13 protein-coding genes and 3 rRNA genes are annotated in these 16501 nt (G+C 66.3%); 6 read left to right on the forward strand and 10 right to left on the reverse strand.

Annotation, left to right across the window (positions count from 1 at the left end; genetic code table 11):
* Nucleotides 1-87: 87 nt before the first annotated feature.
* Entirely contained in the window at nucleotides 88-516 is a 429-nt protein-coding gene (locus P0592_RS00720; RefSeq protein WP_276272345.1) for a CopG family ribbon-helix-helix protein, read from the forward strand.
* Here the strand turns inward: P0592_RS00720 and P0592_RS00725 are convergent, their stop codons facing one another.
* From P0592_RS00725 to P0592_RS00740, 4 genes are all read right to left on the reverse strand, one after another.
* Nucleotides 517-1125, reverse strand: coding sequence for a hypothetical protein (locus P0592_RS00725; protein ID WP_276272346.1), 609 nt, complete (start codon nucleotides 1123-1125; stop codon nucleotides 517-519). It abuts the gene before it with no gap.
* Nucleotides 1115-2218 (reverse strand): DUF3179 domain-containing protein, encoded by a 1104-nt coding sequence (locus tag P0592_RS00730; RefSeq protein ID WP_276272347.1) that lies wholly within the window; start codon nucleotides 2216-2218, stop codon nucleotides 1115-1117. Before P0592_RS00730 ends, P0592_RS00725 begins: the two co-directional genes overlap by 11 nt.
* Nucleotides 2219-2285: 67 nt before the next feature.
* Complete coding sequence (locus P0592_RS00735) at nucleotides 2286-2927, reverse strand: alpha/beta hydrolase (RefSeq protein WP_276272348.1); 642 nt, start codon at nucleotides 2925-2927, stop codon at nucleotides 2286-2288.
* Nucleotides 2928-3038: 111 nt separating this feature from the next.
* Nucleotides 3039-3875, reverse strand: coding sequence for a VOC family protein (locus P0592_RS00740; RefSeq protein ID WP_276272349.1), 837 nt, complete (start codon nucleotides 3873-3875; stop codon nucleotides 3039-3041).
* A 79-nt stretch (nucleotides 3876-3954) separates the two neighbouring features.
* Between P0592_RS00740 and P0592_RS00745 the strand changes: the two genes are divergently transcribed.
* Nucleotides 3955-6036 (forward strand): beta-glucosidase family protein, encoded by a 2082-nt coding sequence (locus tag P0592_RS00745; RefSeq protein ID WP_276272350.1) that lies wholly within the window; start codon nucleotides 3955-3957, stop codon nucleotides 6034-6036.
* A gap of 1 nt (nucleotide 6037) precedes the next feature.
* On the opposite strand, the gene P0592_RS00750 is transcribed toward P0592_RS00745, so the two are convergent.
* Nucleotides 6038-6259: a hypothetical protein gene (locus P0592_RS00750; RefSeq protein WP_276272351.1), complete on the reverse strand. Its 222-nt coding sequence runs from the start codon at nucleotides 6257-6259 to the stop codon at nucleotides 6038-6040.
* A gap of 86 nt (nucleotides 6260-6345) precedes the next feature.
* Between P0592_RS00750 and P0592_RS00755 the strand changes: the two genes are divergently transcribed.
* From P0592_RS00755 to P0592_RS00770, 4 genes are all read left to right on the forward strand, one after another.
* Nucleotides 6346-6858 (forward strand): Rieske (2Fe-2S) protein, encoded by a 513-nt coding sequence (locus P0592_RS00755; protein ID WP_276272352.1) that lies wholly within the window; start codon nucleotides 6346-6348, stop codon nucleotides 6856-6858.
* A 169-nt stretch (nucleotides 6859-7027) separates the two neighbouring features.
* The gene (locus P0592_RS00760; RefSeq protein ID WP_276272353.1) at nucleotides 7028-8035 is read left to right on the forward strand and encodes an ABC transporter substrate-binding protein; all 1008 of its coding nucleotides are present in this window, start codon (nucleotides 7028-7030) and stop codon (nucleotides 8033-8035) included.
* A gap of 26 nt (nucleotides 8036-8061) precedes the next feature.
* The gene (locus P0592_RS00765; RefSeq protein ID WP_276272354.1) at nucleotides 8062-8868 is read left to right on the forward strand and encodes an ABC transporter permease; all 807 of its coding nucleotides are present in this window, start codon (nucleotides 8062-8064) and stop codon (nucleotides 8866-8868) included.
* Nucleotides 8859-9626: an ABC transporter ATP-binding protein gene (locus P0592_RS00770; protein ID WP_419181110.1), complete on the forward strand. Its 768-nt coding sequence runs from the start codon at nucleotides 8859-8861 to the stop codon at nucleotides 9624-9626. The genes P0592_RS00765 and P0592_RS00770 overlap by 10 nt, the downstream gene beginning before the upstream one ends.
* 205 nt (nucleotides 9627-9831) lie before the next feature.
* Here P0592_RS00770 and rrf read toward each other — a convergent pair.
* The 5 genes from rrf to P0592_RS00795 form a co-directional block, all read right to left on the reverse strand.
* Nucleotides 9832-9954: ribosomal RNA gene (rrf, locus tag P0592_RS00775) — 5S ribosomal RNA — on the reverse strand.
* A gap of 137 nt (nucleotides 9955-10091) precedes the next feature.
* Nucleotides 10092-13014 (reverse strand): 23S ribosomal RNA (locus P0592_RS00780).
* Between the two features lie 343 nt (nucleotides 13015-13357).
* A 16S ribosomal RNA gene (locus P0592_RS00785) occupies nucleotides 13358-14827 on the reverse strand.
* The 16S, 23S and 5S rRNA genes sit together here, the layout of an rRNA operon.
* A gap of 543 nt (nucleotides 14828-15370) precedes the next feature.
* On the reverse strand, nucleotides 15371-15667 hold the full coding sequence (locus P0592_RS00790) for a translation initiation factor eIF-1A (RefSeq protein ID WP_276272356.1): 297 nt from the start codon (nucleotides 15665-15667) through the stop codon (nucleotides 15371-15373).
* 116 nt (nucleotides 15668-15783) lie between these two features.
* The gene (locus P0592_RS00795) at nucleotides 15784-16020 is read right to left on the reverse strand and encodes a UPF0058 family protein (protein WP_276272357.1); all 237 of its coding nucleotides are present in this window, start codon (nucleotides 16018-16020) and stop codon (nucleotides 15784-15786) included.
* Nucleotides 16021-16501 lie beyond the last annotated feature (481 nt).

Raw genomic sequence — 16501 nt, forward strand, 5'->3', positions numbered from 1 at the left:
ATATAAGTTTTCCCCCGCCCGCGATCGGGAGCGGAGAGCGACGCGACTCCACCAATCATTAATAGGAACTGCCGGCTCGGTTATTATATGACCGTCGTCAGCGTCTCGATGCCCGAGTCCCTCGTGGACCGCCTCGACGAGTTCGCCGAGGAGCACGGCTACACCGGCCGCAGCGAGATCATCCGCGAGGCCTGCCGGAACCTGCTGGGCGAGTTCGAGGACAAGCGACTGGAGGGGCGGGAACTGATGGGCATCGTCACGGTGCTGTTCGACTACGACACCACCACCGTCGAGGAGAAGATGATGCACCTCCGCCACGAGCACGAGCACCTCGTCGCCTCGAACTTCCACAGCCACGTCGGCGAACACCGCTGTATGGAGCTGTTCGTCCTGGAGGGTGACCTCGAGGAGATATCGACGTTCGTGGGCAAGATTCGCGCGACCCAGGACACGCTCAACATCGACTACTCCGTCGTCCCAGTCGACGACTTCGGGACGCTGGCGGACGCGGAGTAGCTACACCGCCGCCGGGTCCACTTTCGTCCCGACCCACAGCAGCGTCGCGACCAGAGCGACCACCGCGCCGGGGAGGAGCCACTGGAACACGGTCAGGACCGTCGCGCTCGCCTGGAGACCGACGACGAGCAGGACCGTCGGCCCACAGCAAGCGACGCCCGACAGCAGCGCCGGCAGCCCCGCCGTCGCACCCGCACCGGCCCCGAGTCGGCAAGCCCTGGGCCCGCGGTAGGCGACGACGGAGACCGCGAGGTTGACGCCGACGAGGGCCGCCAGCCCGGTCCCCAGCGCGACGTTCAGCGGCGAGAGGAGCAGCTCGACCGGGCCGGCGACGACGAGCGCGACCGGCTCCCACTGGAACGGCCCGACGACCCGCGTGGCTCGGGCGAGGGGATCGGCGACCACCGACAGCTCCCAGCCCCACGGACCGAGTCCGAGGTGTCCGAGCCCGAACAGGTAGAGCGCGAGGTAGACGACCGTCGCCGTCGCGAGGGTCGCTCGGCCGTCCCGCCGGGAGAGCGCCCCGCGAACGGCCACCTGCGTCCGGGCGAGGAGCGCCCCCAGCCGGTCGGTCACGCCCGCTCCGTCGGACGACAGTTCACCTGACATAGCCGACTCCCGGATAGAAGCCCGCCCAGGCGAACCACATCCCGTCGAACGCGAGCGAGCGGTCGAGCGGGAGCGCGTCGGCCGCGTGAGTCCCGCCGTCGACCCGGTAGCCGCCGTCCTCGGCCGTCACCGTCAGGCCGTCGGGGTTGGCGTAGACGTAGCCCGTCGACAGCGCCGCGTCGGCGACGGCGACGTACTCCGTGCCGGCGACGTCGCCGGTCAGGACCCGCTCGTCCAGCAGTGTCGGCTCGTCGAAGGTCAGCGCGCCCTCGGTCGTCCGTGTCCCGAGGACCACGCGCTTTGGGTGTGCCCGGTCGTCCGTCACCAGCGGCGAGAACAGCGTCCGCCCGTCGTCGTAGTACCCCGCCCGTGGGTTGTAGTCGCCGTACGGGTCGTCGCCGTACCGCCGTGTGTAGCCGGTGTCCTCCGTGAGCACCTGCGTGTCCGGGTGGGCACTCCGCCACTGTTTCCACGTCGTCCAGACGACCCGGAACTCCTCGAGGGTCTCGCCCCGGAGCGGCCCGCGGACGCCCGTCGCGAGCACCTGCGGCCACCAGGTGTCGGTCCCACGGTCGTACATCGTGAGGTTGGAGTTGACCAGCCGGCCGGAGACGCCGAAGGTGGTCTCCCCCCGCTCGAACCCCTGTGCCGTCCCCGTCAGCGGACAGTACGTCACCGCCACCGGGTCGCCGCCGACCGTGTCGTTGACGATCTCGTGGTGGACGAGGATGTACTGCGGATACGCCTTCGCCTCGCCGTTCCGGGCGACGCCGAACACCGGGTCGCCGTCCGCGACGGGTGTCTCGCCGGCCGCCGCGAACGTCGGGTCGTCGATCGAGGGGATGCCGTCCTTCGGGACGCCGCCGCTGACGAGGTTCTCGTCGACGTGGTCGACGGCGTGGCCGAGGTACAGCGATCGGTCCGCCGTCGGAGGCGGCGTCCCCGGCGTCGCAGTCGCCGTCGTGTCCCCGGTCCCCGGGGCGGCGGTCCTCCGGCCGCCGCCGTCGGGACCACCGGTCCCGGTACAGCCGGCGAGTCCCGCGGCTCCGAGCGCGCCCGCTGCACGGAGCCAGTCGCGCCGCGTCAGTCCCATACGCGTCCACACGGCCGCCGGCGTCAAAGGCCCGCGGTGAGCCGCCCGTAACCGCCTTCCCTCCCACTCACGCCGAGAGAACCGTCGCCACGATGTCGGCGACCGCGTCGAGCTCGTCCTCGTTGACGCCGTGGCCCATCCCCTCGTAGATGCGCTCGTCGACGTCGGCGTGTAGGCGCTCGAACACCTCGCTGGTCACCTTCACGCGCTCCAGCGGGATGTGGGGGTCCACGTCGCTACAGCCGACGAAGACCGGCATCCCGTCGAGGTCGCCGTCGAACCCCTCGGGGTCGACCGTCTCGCCGATCAGCCCGCCGCTCAGGGCGACCAGCCCGCCGTACCGCGTCGGGTTCCGGGCGACGTACTCGCTGGCGAGACAGGCACCCTGCGAGAAGCCCAGCAGGACGACGCGGTCGACCGGGACGCCCGCGTCCGTCGCTCGCTCGACCGCGTCGTCGATGGCCCGTAACCCCGAACTCCGGCCCGGCTCGTTCTGCTCGACCGGCGCGAGGAACGACTGCGGGTACCAGGTGTTGCGGGCCGCCTGCGGAGCCAGCAGCGCGAGCCCCTCCTCGTGGACCTCACGACCCATCTGGACGATGCTCTGTGCGGTCGCCCCGCGGCCGTGGACCAGCACCATCGCCGCCCGCGCCTCGTCCAGCGGCGTCCCCGCCGTGACCAGTTCCTGTCCCTGGTGGGGACCGCTCATCGCCGCTCCCCCCGGGTCGTCGCCACGGTCGTCGCTCTATCGCTCGTCGTCCGTGCTCGCGTCATACGAGCCGTAGACGGGCCAGCCGCTTGAGTGGCCCGTGACAGCCGTTCACGCACGGAGGCGGAGGGTGATCCCGTCGGGGTCGGTCACCGTGACGCCGCCATCGGCCGGTTCGGCGGCGTGGCCCGCGGCCGCGAGTCGGTCCGTCGCGGCCTCCAGCGACGCCGCGTCCGGGAAGAGGAGTTCGAACCACGCCAGTCCCCGCCCCTCGATCGGTGCGGTCCGCCGACCCCAGACGTTCGCGCCGACGTGGTGGTGGTAGTCCCCCGCCGCGAGGAACCGACCGCCGTCGTAGGCGGCCCGGAGTGTCATCCCCAGCGCGCCGTCGTAGAACGCGCGGGCGTCGGCCAGCGAGGTGACCTCGAGGTGGACGTGGCCCACGTCCGTCCCCGCCGGGACGCGGTCGGCACCCGTCGCCGCCGCGCGCAGGTCGGCGAGCGCCAGCGGCTCCGTCGCCATCTCGACCCGGCCGTCCGCCGTCTCGCCCCACTCCCCGCGGGGCCGGTCGCAGTACACCTCGACGCCGTTGCCCTCGGGATCCGTACAGTACAGCGCCTCGCTCACGAGGTGGTCCGACGCGCCGTCGAGCGCGCCAGCGGCCTCGATGCGCGCGAGCGCGTCCCCGAGGGCCGCCCGCGAGGGGACCCGGAACGCCGTGTGGAACAGCCCCGCCGCGTCGGCGGGTCGCGCCGGGAGCGCGTCGTCCTCGTGGAGTTCCAGCAGCGGCGTCTCGCCGTCGCCCAGCACCGTCGGCTCCCCGCCCTCGTGGACCACCAGGCCGACCACGGACTCGTAGAACTCGGCCACTCGCGCGGTGTCGGCGACGGTCAACGCGACCCGGCCGAGGCGGGTCGCCGCCGGCAGTCGGTCACGGTTCTCGGTCATCACGCCCCCTTCGCGGGCGGCACTGATAGCTCGTGTGCCCGAACGCCTATGCCACGCCGGGCCGACGCACACGTATCCGATGCCCCCTCGCGATCCCAGCGCTCTGGTGGCCGAGATGAGCCGGGCGGAGAAACTCTCGCTCGTCCGTGGGACGGCCGACCCCGCGGAGCGGGCCACCGGCTACCTCCCGGGTATCGAGCGGCTCGACGTCCCGCCCCTCCGGCTGGTCGACGGCCCGCTCGGCGTCCGTGCCGAGGGCGAGCGGGCGACGGCGTTCCCCGCCACGCTCGCGACCGCGGCGGCGTTCGACCCCGCCCTCGCCCGCGAACAGGGGGCCGCGATGGGGCGCGAGGCGGTCGCACACGACCAGCACGTCCTGCTGGCCCCGGGCGTGAACGTCGTCCGAGTCCCCCACTGTGGGCGGAACTTCGAGTACCTCTCGGAGGACCCCGTCCTCTCGGGGACCGTCGGCGCGGCGCTCGTCGACGGGATCCAGTCCGAGGACGTGATCGCGACGGTGAAACACTACGTCGCGAACAACCAGGAGACCAGCCGGACGCAGGTCAGCGCCGCCGTCGACGAGCGGGCGCTCCGGGAGGTGTACCTCCCGCCGTTCCGGGCGGCCGTCGCGGCCGGCGTCGGGTCGGTGATGACCGCCTACAACCGCGTCAACGGGACCTATATGAGCGACCACGCCGACCTCGTCGGCGGCGTCCTCAAAGACGAGTGGGGGTTCGACGGCTACGTCGTCTCGGACTGGTACGGGCTTGCGACGACCGTCGGCGCGGCCACCGCCGGCCTCGACCTGGAGATGCCAGGCGTCCCCGCACCCGGTGCCGAGGACCACGAGGGGGAGTGGCCCGACGGCATCCCCGACGCCGGCCACGCCGGCCTGTTCGGCGACCCGCTCGCGGCCGCGATCGACGACGGTCGGGTCCCCTCCGAGAGACTCGACGAGATGGCGCGTCGCGTGCTCGGACAGATGGCCCGCATCGGACTGCTCGACGGTCGCGAGCGGACCGGCGAACTCGACAGCCAGCGCCACCGCGACCTCGCGGAGCGGGTGGCCGGCCGGGGGACGGTCCTGCTGGAGAACGACGGCGTCCTGCCGCTGGCCGACGACGCCGACGTCGCGCTCCTCGGCCCCCACGTCCACGAGGCGAAACTCGGCGGCGGCGGGTCCTCGGAGACGACGCCGTTCCACAGCGTCGCGCCGGACGAAGGGCTGCGGGCGCGCGCCGACGGGACGGTGACGACCGCCCGGGGCGTCCCGCCGGTCCCGTCCCGCTCGCTGTTCGACCGCCTGCCGTACCTCGACTGGGGGCGCGACGACGAGGAGTCCGACCGGCCGGAGCCGTCGCTGGACGACGCCGTGGACGCGGCCGCCGACGCCGACGTCGCCGTGGTCCTCGTCCGCGACGCGACCACCGAGGCCGAGGACCGCGACTCGCTGGCGCTGCCCGGCCGGCAGGACGAACTCGTCCGGGCCGTCGCCGCCGCCAACGACCGGACCGTCGTCGTCCTCCGCACCGGCGGCCCGGTCGAGACGCCCTGGCGCGACGACGTGGCCGCCGTCGTCGAGCAGTGGTACCCCGGCCAGGCCGACGGCGACGCGCTCGCGGCCGTCTGCTACGGCGACCGCGATCCCGGCGGCCGGCTGCCGGTGACGTTCGCGCCCGCGGACACCTACCCCGCGAGCGACGCGCGGCAGTTCCCCGGCGTCGACGGAACGGCCCACTACGACGAGGGCGTCTTCGTCGGCTACCGGCACTTCGACGCGGCCGGGCTCGACCCGACCTACCCGTTCGGTCACGGCCACTCCTACGCCGACTTCGCGTACGGGGGCGTCACCGCCGACGGGACCGATCGCGTCACCGTCCCCGTCGAGAACACGAGCGACAGACCGGGGCGCGAGGTGGTCCAGGCGTACGTCGAGCCACCGACCGTCGAGGGCGTCGACAGGCCCGACCGGGTGTTCGCCGGAGCGTCGCCCGTCGAGCTCGCGGCCGGCGAGCGCCGCGAGGTGACGGTGTCACTCGACGACCTCGCCGTCCGCCGGTACGACCCGGACGGCGGGTGGACCGTCGACGCCGGAACGTACGGGATCGCCGTCGGTCGCTCCGCGCGAGACGACCGTGCGAGCGTCGCCGTCGACCGCTGAGTTACGCTCCGTCGTCTTCGTCCGTCTCGTCGCTCCCGTCGTCTCCGCGCTCGTCGCCGTGGCGTTCGACCTCGACCGTCGCCTCCAGTTCGATCTCGATCCCCTCGGCCTCCAGGGTCCCCTCGTACTCGACCTCGTCTTCGTCCTCGCCGATCGCCGCGACCAGCTCCTCGCGATCGATCTCCACCTCGACTTCGACCTCGACGTCCAGTTCGTCGGTCATAGCCGCCCCTACGACGGCCGCCCCTAAGTCGTACCGTGTCTCGATCCTTCCGGAAGCCTCATTTTAGGCCGTCCTAATTGATCGGTATGACCGACTCCGTTCGCGTGACCGTCGAGGACGGCGAGGACGAGACGAGCGTCCGCGTCCACGACGACGAGGGCACCGTCGAGGCGGGCGAGGCGAGCCTCTCGTTCAGCGTCGCCGGCACCGGCGACGACACCGACGAACCGGACGAGTCCGGCGACGCCGACCGCATCGTCGCCCTCGACGAGGTCCCGCGGGACGGGACGCTCCGCTGTGAGGCGCGCTCGGGCGCTCGGGGTACCGAGTTCATCCTCCACCACGACGGCGACGCCGTCGTCGCCTGGCGCAACTCCTGTCCCCACCAACCGGAGGTCCCCCTCGACCGCGGCGACGGTGCCATCGTCCGGCGCGACCGCATCGTCTGTCACAAACACGGTGCGCAGTTCGAGCCCGAGGGCGGCGTCTGTACCCACGGCCCCTGTGCCGGCGACGCCCTCGACAGCATCGCCGTCGAGGTCCGCGACGGTGCCGTGTACCTCGCCGACGATCGGTACGACGGTGCGACCGTCCTGTAACCGGCAACAATTTCTTGTCTCCGGGACGGCCGGATCTCCCCCGATTCGACTTCTTCAGCCCCGTTTCCCCGCGATCTATTCCACTCGATGCGCGTCACGCCGTCGTAGACGCCAGTCGTGATTGACGCTGTCTCTCCGCACAAAGGTGTCAACACCGTACGGTACCGGTATGAGCGATAGCCGTCTCACACGACGCACCTACCTCGCGGGAGCCGGCAGCGCCGCCACCCTCGGCCTGACCGGCTGCCTCGGTCTCGGCGGGTCGGAGACCCTGACGGTGGCACACATGCCCATCTTCCCGGACCTGCAGTACTACGTGATGGAACAGGAGGGATACCTCGATCGGATCGACGCCACCATCGAGGGCCGAGAGTTCACCGACGGGCCCGCGATCATCCAGGCCTACGGGAGCGGGGAGATCGACGTCGCGATGTTCGGCATCGTCCCCTCGATGATCGTCATCGACCGGGGTATCCCGGCCAAGGTGACCGCGGCCAACATCAAGGAGCCGATGGCCATCCTCGCCCACGAGGAGCTCACCGCGCTGTGGCAGGAGCACGGTTCCGACGCCTTCGACGTCTGGGCTGAACAGAAGGGCCGGAAGTTCCGCTTCGGGACCTTCCCGCAGGGATCTGTGCCGGACGTCCTCCTGCGGTACTGGCTCCAGCAACAGGGCGTCGATCCGACCTCGGCCGTCGACATCCTCGAGATCAACGGTGCCAACGCCGTCTGGCAGGCCATCGCCAACGGCGAGATCGACGGCTCCTCGATTATGGAACCGGTCCCGACCCGCGTCTCGCAGGCCGACGTCCCTGTCGAGACGTTCCGGCTCGCCAGCGAGATTATGCCGGGCCAGCCCGCCGCCGTGACCCTGATGAGCGACTCCGTCCGTGAGTCCGACGTCGCCACGCAGTTCCTCGAACAGCACGTCCGGGCGACCGAGTTCATCGCCGACAACCCCGGTCCGACGGCCAGTATCGTCGAGTCCGGCATCGGGATGCCGACGGAGATGGCGCGGTCCGCCCTCGGGGGGCCGCTGTCGAACTTCGTCACCGATCCCCGCGAGATCGAGAACGGGACCAGCATCTTCTCGCGGTTCGCCTACGAGAACGACCAGATCGAGCAGCGGCTCTCGGTCGATCAGATCTTCGACTTCGGCGTATACGACAGCCTATAACCGGCCCGAACGTTCACACTCACATAATGGCTATCGACGTCACCGACGAGGTCGAGGGCTCCGGTGAGTCCGTCGCCGGCCTCCCGATGGAGATCGACGCGGTCGGCATCCGACGCGGGCTCGCCGGCGTCGCCGCGTTCGTCCTGCTGTGGTGGGCCGCCGCGTTCACACAGCCGAGCTACGTCCTCCCGACGCCGTTCCAGGTCGCCGAGACGTTCGCCGCCGAGGCGGCCTCCGGCGAGCTGTTCGTCGCGCTCGGCAACAGCATCCTCCACTGGATCCCGGGTGCGGTCGTCGGGACCGGGCTCGGCATCGCCGCCGGCATCGCGCTGGCCTGGAGTCCCGTCGTCGACGACTTCTCCTCGCCCGTGGTCCGGGTCCTCCGCCCGGTCCCGCCGCTCGCGCTCGTCGGCTTCGCGATCGCGTGGTTCGGGATCAACCACGCCGGCGCGGCCTTCATCATCGCCGTCGGCGCGTTCTGGATCAACTTCTACGCCACCTACGGCGGCGTCGAGGGCGTCTCCGAGGACCTGCTCGACGTGGCCCGGAGCCTCGGCGTCCAGGGTGACCTCGAACTCATCCGCACCGTCGTCGTCCCCGCCTCGCTACCCGAGATCACGACCGGCATCAGGACCGGTATCGGTCGCTGCTGGATGCTCGTCGTCGCCTCCGAGATCTTCGGCGTGGCCGGCATCGGCCGCCGGATTCTGCGTGCCTCGAACAACCTCCAGGTCGACGTGGTCATCACCTACATCCTCGTGTTGAGCCTGATGTTCCTGCTGGTGGACGTCGCGTTCCGCACACTCCAACGGAGGGCTCTCGCGTGGCGGTGACCGACTCCGACACGCCACGGGTCCGCATCCAGAGCGTCGACAAGCAGTTCGAGGGGGCGAACGGTCCGATCCAGGCGCTCTCGGACGTCTCGTTCGACGTCCAGGACGGAGAGTTCGTCTGCATCGTCGGTCCCTCCGGCTGCGGGAAGACGACGCTGTTTCGCATCATCGCGGGCCTCGAACCGTCGACCGGCGGGCAGGTGTTCCTCGACGGCGATCCAGTGACGGAACCGGGACCGGACCTCGGGCTCGTCTTCCAGGAGTACCACCTGTTTCCCTGGCGGACCGTCGCCGGCAACGTCGGGTTCGGTCTCGAACAGCAGGGCGTCGACGAGTCGACCCGACAGGACCGCGTCCAGTCGCTCGTCGATCTCGTCGGCCTCGACGGGTTCGAGGACAGCTACCCGCGTGACCTCTCGGGCGGGATGAAACAGCGCGTAGCCCTCGCCCGCGCACTCGCGCTCGACCCCGGCCTCCTGTTGATGGACGAACCGTTCGGGGCCGTCGACGCACAGACGAAGAAGATGCTCCAGGACGAGCTCCTGGACATCTGGGACGAGACGGGCAAGACGGTCCTGTTCGTCACCCACGACGTCGAGGAGGCTGTGAAACTCGCCGACCGCGTCGTCGTGATGGCCAAAGAGCCGGGCCGCGTGCGCGAGATCGTCGACGTCGACGTCGAGCGGCCGCGCCAGCGCTCCGACGAGGCGTTCAGTCGTCACTACGAACGGCTGCTGGAGCTCATTCAGACCGACTGAGACCCCACCGCCGTCGTCGCGTTGACCCCACAGTCTCGTCGAGGCGGTCCCGCGTCATCGGGTTTCTCGCCTCTCCGGAGGGGGCGGACGCAGGCGCACGCAGCCGAGACACGTCGCTACGGTGAGGGGCCGGTGATGCCTCTCCGCACAAGATATGTAAATAGCCCGCGGGGGGCGTTCCCCCGCGGGCTGTGATGAGTATGAGTGGTGGCGGCGAACCGGCGGTCCCAGAGGCTCGCGCACTCCAGTACTTGCCGGAACGCTGGCGGGCTTATCTTCCGTGTTCGGGATGGGTACGGGAGGCAACCCCGCCGCTGTGGCCGCCTAACGCCGAGTCGCGGAGTCGAACCGCGATACACCGATCTCGGTGGTCGTTCGAACCGTCTGTACGTGCGATCCAGATTGCGCCTGGACTCGTGCAGTCCGACGAGGTTCGTCGGTGAAGGTGACGAGTCACAGTGCGTATGATTGTGGCTTCGAGCGGTTAGTGCTCGCGGGCTCAACGTCTCGTTACCTCGACGCGTACACCCCGAGTCTATCGACCTCCTCTTGTAGGAGGGCTCTCGGCGGTATCTCTTTTCCAGGTGGGTTTCGAGCTTAGATGCGTTCAGCTCTTACCCCGTGTCGCGTGGCTGCCCGGCGGTGCTCTCTCGAACAACCGGTACACCAGTGGCGACCAATCGTAGTTCCTCTCGTACTATACGATTGTTCCCGTCAGATACCATGACACACCCAGTAGATAGCAGCCGACCTGTCTCACGACGGTCTAAACCCAGCTCACGACCTCCTTTAATAGGCGAACAACCTCACCCTTGCCCGCTTCTGCACGGGCAGGATGGAGGGAACCGACATCGAGGTAGCAAGCCACGCGGTCGATATGTGCTCTTGCGCGTGACGACTCTGTTATCCCTAGGGTAGCTTTTCTGTCATCAATTGCCCGCATCAAGCAGGCCAATTGGTTCGCTAGACCACGCTTTCGCGTCAGCGTTCCTCGTTGGGAAGAACACTGTCAAATCGTCTTTTGCTCTTGCACTCTTCGCCGGGTCTCTGTCCCGGCTGAGACGATCTTGGGGCGCGCTCGATATCTTTTCGAGCGCGTACCGCCCCAGTCAAACTGCCCGGCTATCGGTGTCCTCCTCCCGGAGTGAGGGTCGCAGTCACCGACGGGTAGTATTTCACTGATGCCTCGGTGGCCCCGCTAGCGCGGGTACCTGTGTGACGGCTCCTACCTATGCTGCACATCGGCGACCACGTCCCAGCGACAGCCTGCAGTAAAGCTCCATAGGGTCTTCGCTTCCCCCTGGGTGTCTCCAGACTCCGCACTGGAATGTACAGTTCACCGGGCCCAACGTTGGGACAGTGAGGCTCTGGTTAATCCATTCATGCAAGCCGCTACTGATGCGGCAAGGTACTACGCTACCTTAAGAGGGTCATAGTTACCCCCGCCGTTGACGGGTCCTTCGTCCTCTTGTACGAGGTGTTCAGATACCCGCACTGGGCAGGATTCAGTGACTGTACGAGTCCTTGCGGATTTGCAGTCACCTATGTTGTTACTAGACAGTCCGAGCCTCCGAGTCACTGCGACCTGCTCCGTTCCGGAGCAGGCATCCCTTATTGCGAACGTACGGGACTAACTTGCCGAATTCCCTAACGTCGGTTGCTCCCGACAGGCCTTGGCTTTCGCCGCCATGGACACCTGTGTCGGTTCTCGGTACGGACACCACACTCGCCTTTTCACGGGCCCCAGGTTGAATCACGTTGCCCTATCTCGCCGTTCGTCCGCTTCTTGCCGTTACGGCTTCCACGGAGTTGGACGATTCGACTGGGCGATGGCCCAGCGTGATCGACCCCGAGGCGTCAGCTTTCACTGTGTGGTGGTGCTGGAATATTAACCAGCTTCCCAGTTTGTCTCAGTCGAGTTACGGTGAGACTTAGGACCGACTAACCCTCAGCTGATCAGCAGTGCTGAGGAACCCTTGTCCAGTAGGCCGTCGGGGTTTTCACCCGACTATCGCTGCTACTATGACCAGGATTTTCGTCACTGATCGGTCCATACGAGCTCTCGCCCGTACTTCCATCCAATCAGAGCGCCAATCTACTCGGTTGCCGTGTTACGGGCACGGAAAGGTCTCGGTGGTGGATTTGAGTCCCGATCATTTTGGGCGCCTCAAACCTCGGCCGGTAAGCTGTTACGCTTTTCTTAGAGGGTAGCTGCTTCTAAGCTCACCTCCCGGCTGTCTAGGGCTCGAGACCACCTTCAGAGGATTACACTTAATCCACACTTGGGGACCTTAACCTTTCTCTGGGTTGTTCCCCTCCTGGTGCACAGGCTTACCCCGCGCACCGGAATCCCTCCGTCGACGGCGTGTGCAGGTTTGGAGTTCGACAAGCGTGCCGACTCCTCTCGGAGGCGGTCACGCTAATCGGTGGCTCTACCCCGCACACTACCTCGGGAGAGGTCATGCTTCGACATGTTTCGATTGGAACCAGCTGTTGCCGGACTCGATGGGCCTTTCACCCCTACTCCAAGGTCACGCGAGGGTATTGTAGGACACCAACGCTAACAGGCTTCCACGTGCCTTTCGGCACGCTTCACCTTGCCCAGGAGTAGATCGTCCGGATTCGGGTCGTGTCCGAATGGCTCCCCGCGCTTGAACACGGCGGCCCTCGTAATACTGCGGCCATGTCGGTTTCCCTGTGCCTTCCCCGATGCTCGGGTTAGACTCGCCATACAGACACACTCCCTGGCTCGTTTTTCAAAACGTACGACGGAACACCGGCTTCCCGTTCGTCTTACTGCAGCCTCGCAGCTGTGTCATTCTGAACGGGACCTTTCGTGCCCCGTCGCTCGATCGCCAACTGAGTTCAGGCTCTATTTCGCCTCCCGTCTGAGGGTACTTTGCAGCGTTCGCTCACGCTACTTGTTCACTATCGGTCTCGAGGAGTATTTAGCCTTGGCAGTCGATGCCTGCCACGTTCGCGAGGGATATCCAACCCCCGCTACTCTGGAGCCGACGCACGCTGTAGTGGTCTCGAATACGGGGTTGTCACCCTGTGTCACGCCCTGTTCCAAGGGACTTCTTCGAGACGGTCGAGCGATGAGTGTCGGTCCGTACACCACATTGGTCGTGGGACCTTCGGTTTGGGCTGTGTCGCGTTCACTCGCGGTTACTGACGACATCACGTTGCGTTTTCTGTTCCGCCCGATACTGAGATGTTTCAGTTCTCGGGGTTGCTCATTGCGCGGAGCAATTGCGATGGGGATTCCCATTCGGAGATCCTGAGTTCTTCGCCTCCGTGCGGCTCCCTCAGGCTTATCGCAGCTTGGCACGTCCTTCTTCAGCTCTCGAGCCGAGCCATCCACCAGCTGGCATAGTAGCCAACGTCGTTGTGACTCGTTTGAACTGCACGAGTCCAGTGGACGCCTGGATCGCACGTACACACGGTTTCATCTATGCACCCGAAGGTGGGTGACGGTGTGCATATCGACCCTTCCCATCCGCGGTTTGACCCGGGATGGTGCATCAGTCGTCGTACCACGTCACAACGCCGGCCCACACTTAAGGGGCGTGGTTCGTGACGGGCACGAGATACGGACCCGTCGGGAGTTGCACCCGACACCCCGTGAGGGGTATCCGCCTCGGATAGGTCTTGTGAGCCCAACGGATGGGCAGTAGTCGGCGCGAGCCGACAACGTGGTGGGCTGGGGCGAGGCCCCAGTCCCGGTCAGTAGGAGGTGATCCAGCCGCAGATTCCTCTACGGCTACCTTGTTACGACTTAAGCCCCCTTGCGAAGCCCAGATTCGACCTGGGTATCCAGGCCTCATCCGGACCTCACTCGGGTGCTTTGACGGGCGGTGTGTGCAAGGAGCAGGGACGTATTCACCGCGCGCTTCTGACACGCGATTACTACCGAATCCAGCTTCATGCGGGCGGGTTTCAGCCCGCAATCCGAACTACGACCGCGTTTGGAGATTGGCTTCGCCTCTCGGCGTCGCGTCCCACTGTCACGGCCATTGTAGCCCGCGTGTTGCCCGGTCCATTCGGGGCATACTGACCTACCGTTGCCCGTTCCTTCCTCCGCTTTAGCAGCGGCAGTCCTCCTAGTGTACCCAACCACCACGAGGGTGTTGCTGGCAACTAGAAGTGCGGGTCTCGCTCGTTGCCTGACTTAACAGGACGCCTCACGGTACGAGCTGACGGCGGCCATGCACCTCCTCTCAGCAGCTCGAGTAAGGTCGTCAACCTGACCGTCGTTACTGCTGTCGGGACCGGTGAGATGTCCGGCGTTGAGTCCAATTAAACCGCAGGCTCCTCCGGTTGTGGTGCTCCCCCGCCAATTCCTTTAAGTTTCATCCTTGCGGACGTACTTCCCAGGCGGCTCGCTTATCGTCTTCACTGCGGCACACCACGCACTCATAGTGCGTGGCATACCTAGCGAGCATCGTTTACAGCCAGGACTACCCGGGTATCTAATCCGGTTCGAGACCCTGGCTTTCGTCCCTCACCGTCGGGTCCGGTCTCTCGACGTGCTTTCGCCATTGGTGGTCCGTCCAGGATTACGGGATTTCACTCCTACCCCGGACGTACCCGTCGAGTCTCTCGGCCCCAAGCCGCGCAGTTTCCACCGGACGCCGACCAGTTGAGCTGGTCGATTTCCCGATGGACTTACACGGCAGGCTACGGACGCTTTAGGCCCAATAAGATCGGCCATCACTCGTGCTGCCGGTATTACCGCGGCGGCTGGCACCGGTCTTGCCCAGCACTTGTTCCTGTACCACCTTACGGTACAGAAAAGCGAGGACTATATGCCCTCGCACTCGGAGTCCCCCTATCGCACTGTCGTGCAGTGTAAAGGTTTCGCGCCTGCTGCGCCCCGTAGGGCCCGGAATCTTGTCTCAGATTCCGTCTCCAGGCTCTTGCTGTCACAACCTGTACCGATTATGGGCACGGTGGGCCGTTACCCCACCGTCTACCTAATCGGCCGCAGCCACATCCTACAGCGCCGGGGCGTTTCCGACTCTCGGCACTCCAACCTGAGAGTCGTATCCGCTATTGGCCTCAGTTTCCCGAGGTTATCGCGGTCTGTAGGGTAGTTTGGCCACGTGTTACTGAGCTATCTGCCACGGGTCTAACCCGTGCGACTAGCATGGCTAAATCGGACTCCGATAGCAATGGCCTCCGGCAGGATCAACCGGAATGTGCTGGTATACACCAGCGGCGGAATGGGTCACTCCGTCGGAAGCGTCGACTACTGCATGGGTCCGTTGGGCTCACATCAGATCCCTCCAGTACGGCGGACCGCAGGGCTGGGATCCTCATATTGCGAGCGGGTCGCCGCACCTCGCTGGCAGCGGCGTCCCGTGTCGTCCGGGGGCGCTCCCCCGTGCGACCTTCGCATCATATCCGATGGGAGGGGGACATATAAATGACTCGTCTCGCAGCCGCTCTGTGGTAACCCCACATAGCGCATACGTGACGTGACTTCTTCACACAGTAAACCGCAATAATGCGACCGGATCGTCCGAACAATAGTAATTCGTCGTACCAATAGAACGTCACGTGGTGTCGGTGGAGCCACGCTGTCACCACTACAGAGACGACATATCGCTCGGGAGACCCGCGCCGCAGCCGCGCGGGCGATCCAGATTACGACGGGCGCGTCGGGCGCGAGACCCACCCGTGCCTGGAGGGGAGCGGAACAGCTACGAGAAGCGTCGGCCAGCGCGCGCAGAAGGGGTGAATCAGACAGTCAGCGAGTCGATGTGACCTTCGGCCCGGAGCTGATCGGCGTCCTGGCCCTCGTAGCGCCACTCGATGTTCGCTTTCTCGTCTTGCCAGTCCCAGGGTTCCGCGAGAACGATGTCGCCCTCGTTGATCCACGTCCGGAACTTCATCCGGCCGGGGATACGGCCCATCCGGTCCTGCCCGTCCTCGCACCGGAGCTGGACGTGGTTGCCACCGTTGTGTTCTGTCACGACTGCGAACAGTTCGTCGTTGTTGGGCATACGGAGATTCCGTCGCCCGGATTCTTCACTCACACCTGAAGTAGGAACGGGAGCCGTATAAGTGAACTGAGAGTTGCGGTACCGAGACACACGGCCCGGGGACGGTACCGTCGGTCCTCGGCGGCGATAATCGGGGAGAAACGGCGACTTCAGTCGGCAGTCAGGGTGAGCGGGTCGTCGCTGGTGGCGACCATATCGTCCGTGATACCGTCCGCGAGAGCGAAGACGGCCTCCTTGTGATCGGTCTTGGAGCGATGGATGGATGTCGGCTTCACCCCGAGCCCGTCGTACTCGTCGTGGTCGACCGTCGTGTCCGTCGAGGACTCGTAGTGGTGCTGGACCTGTGCGAGGAGGCCGTGCAGATGGATGAGCTCCTGCTTCTTCATGGTGATAGCGCGTAGTGGACGGAGGGTTATAGTATTATCTTGCCACGTGTTAGCAAGACGTGACGGAACGCGGCGACACGGAGAGTCGCCGACGGTCCACAGCTCGGACGTCAGCCGCGGACGATACCGGGGGTGCGACCTCCGTCCGGGACTGCGTTCGAGCCAGCGTCCAAGACGGTGCGCGTGGCGGGTGGGGGCGATCGCGGGACGGGCTGTTGTGCTCGATCGACGGGGCAGAATGATAATATATCTTATTTATCGAGCCGGAGTGACCGAGATCGTCCTGTGAAGGGCAGTTGTGTACAACCAGACCCGGCGTGAGAAGTTCTCTCGAACCGATTCGACTCCACAGAGTTGTCCACGAACGATGACTATAATATATCACAGAACCAATACTTTATCCGTCTCCACCGTGTACGAACGGTTGCGATGAACTGGAAACACCCCCGAAACGAGACGGAAGCCGCGGCGAAGCAGCGAG

The sequence above is a fragment of the Haloarcula litorea genome (assembly GCF_029338195.1).
GTDB lineage: Archaea > Halobacteriota > Halobacteria > Halobacteriales > Haloarculaceae > Haloarcula > Haloarcula litorea.

Coding starts and splice junctions, on each gene's coding strand:
- P0592_RS00720 (WP_276272345.1), top strand. CDS start 88: ATGACCGTCGTCAGCGTCTCGATGCCCGAGTCCCTCGTGGACCGCCTC.
- P0592_RS00740 (WP_276272349.1), bottom strand. CDS start 3,875: ATGACCGAGAACCGTGACCGACTGCCGGCGGCGACCCGCCTCGGCCGG.
- P0592_RS00765 (WP_276272354.1), top strand. CDS start 8,062: ATGGCTATCGACGTCACCGACGAGGTCGAGGGCTCCGGTGAGTCCGTC.
- P0592_RS00795 (WP_276272357.1), bottom strand. CDS start 16,020: ATGAAGAAGCAGGAGCTCATCCATCTGCACGGCCTCCTCGCACAGGTC.
- P0592_RS00760 (WP_276272353.1), top strand. CDS start 7,028: ATGAGCGATAGCCGTCTCACACGACGCACCTACCTCGCGGGAGCCGGC.
- P0592_RS00745 (WP_276272350.1), top strand. CDS start 3,955: ATGCCCCCTCGCGATCCCAGCGCTCTGGTGGCCGAGATGAGCCGGGCG.
- P0592_RS00750 (WP_276272351.1), bottom strand. CDS start 6,259: ATGACCGACGAACTGGACGTCGAGGTCGAAGTCGAGGTGGAGATCGAT.
- P0592_RS00725 (WP_276272346.1), bottom strand. CDS start 1,125: ATGTCAGGTGAACTGTCGTCCGACGGAGCGGGCGTGACCGACCGGCTG.
- P0592_RS00730 (WP_276272347.1), bottom strand. CDS start 2,218: ATGGGACTGACGCGGCGCGACTGGCTCCGTGCAGCGGGCGCGCTCGGA.
- P0592_RS00735 (WP_276272348.1), bottom strand. CDS start 2,927: ATGAGCGGTCCCCACCAGGGACAGGAACTGGTCACGGCGGGGACGCCG.
- P0592_RS00755 (WP_276272352.1), top strand. CDS start 6,346: ATGACCGACTCCGTTCGCGTGACCGTCGAGGACGGCGAGGACGAGACG.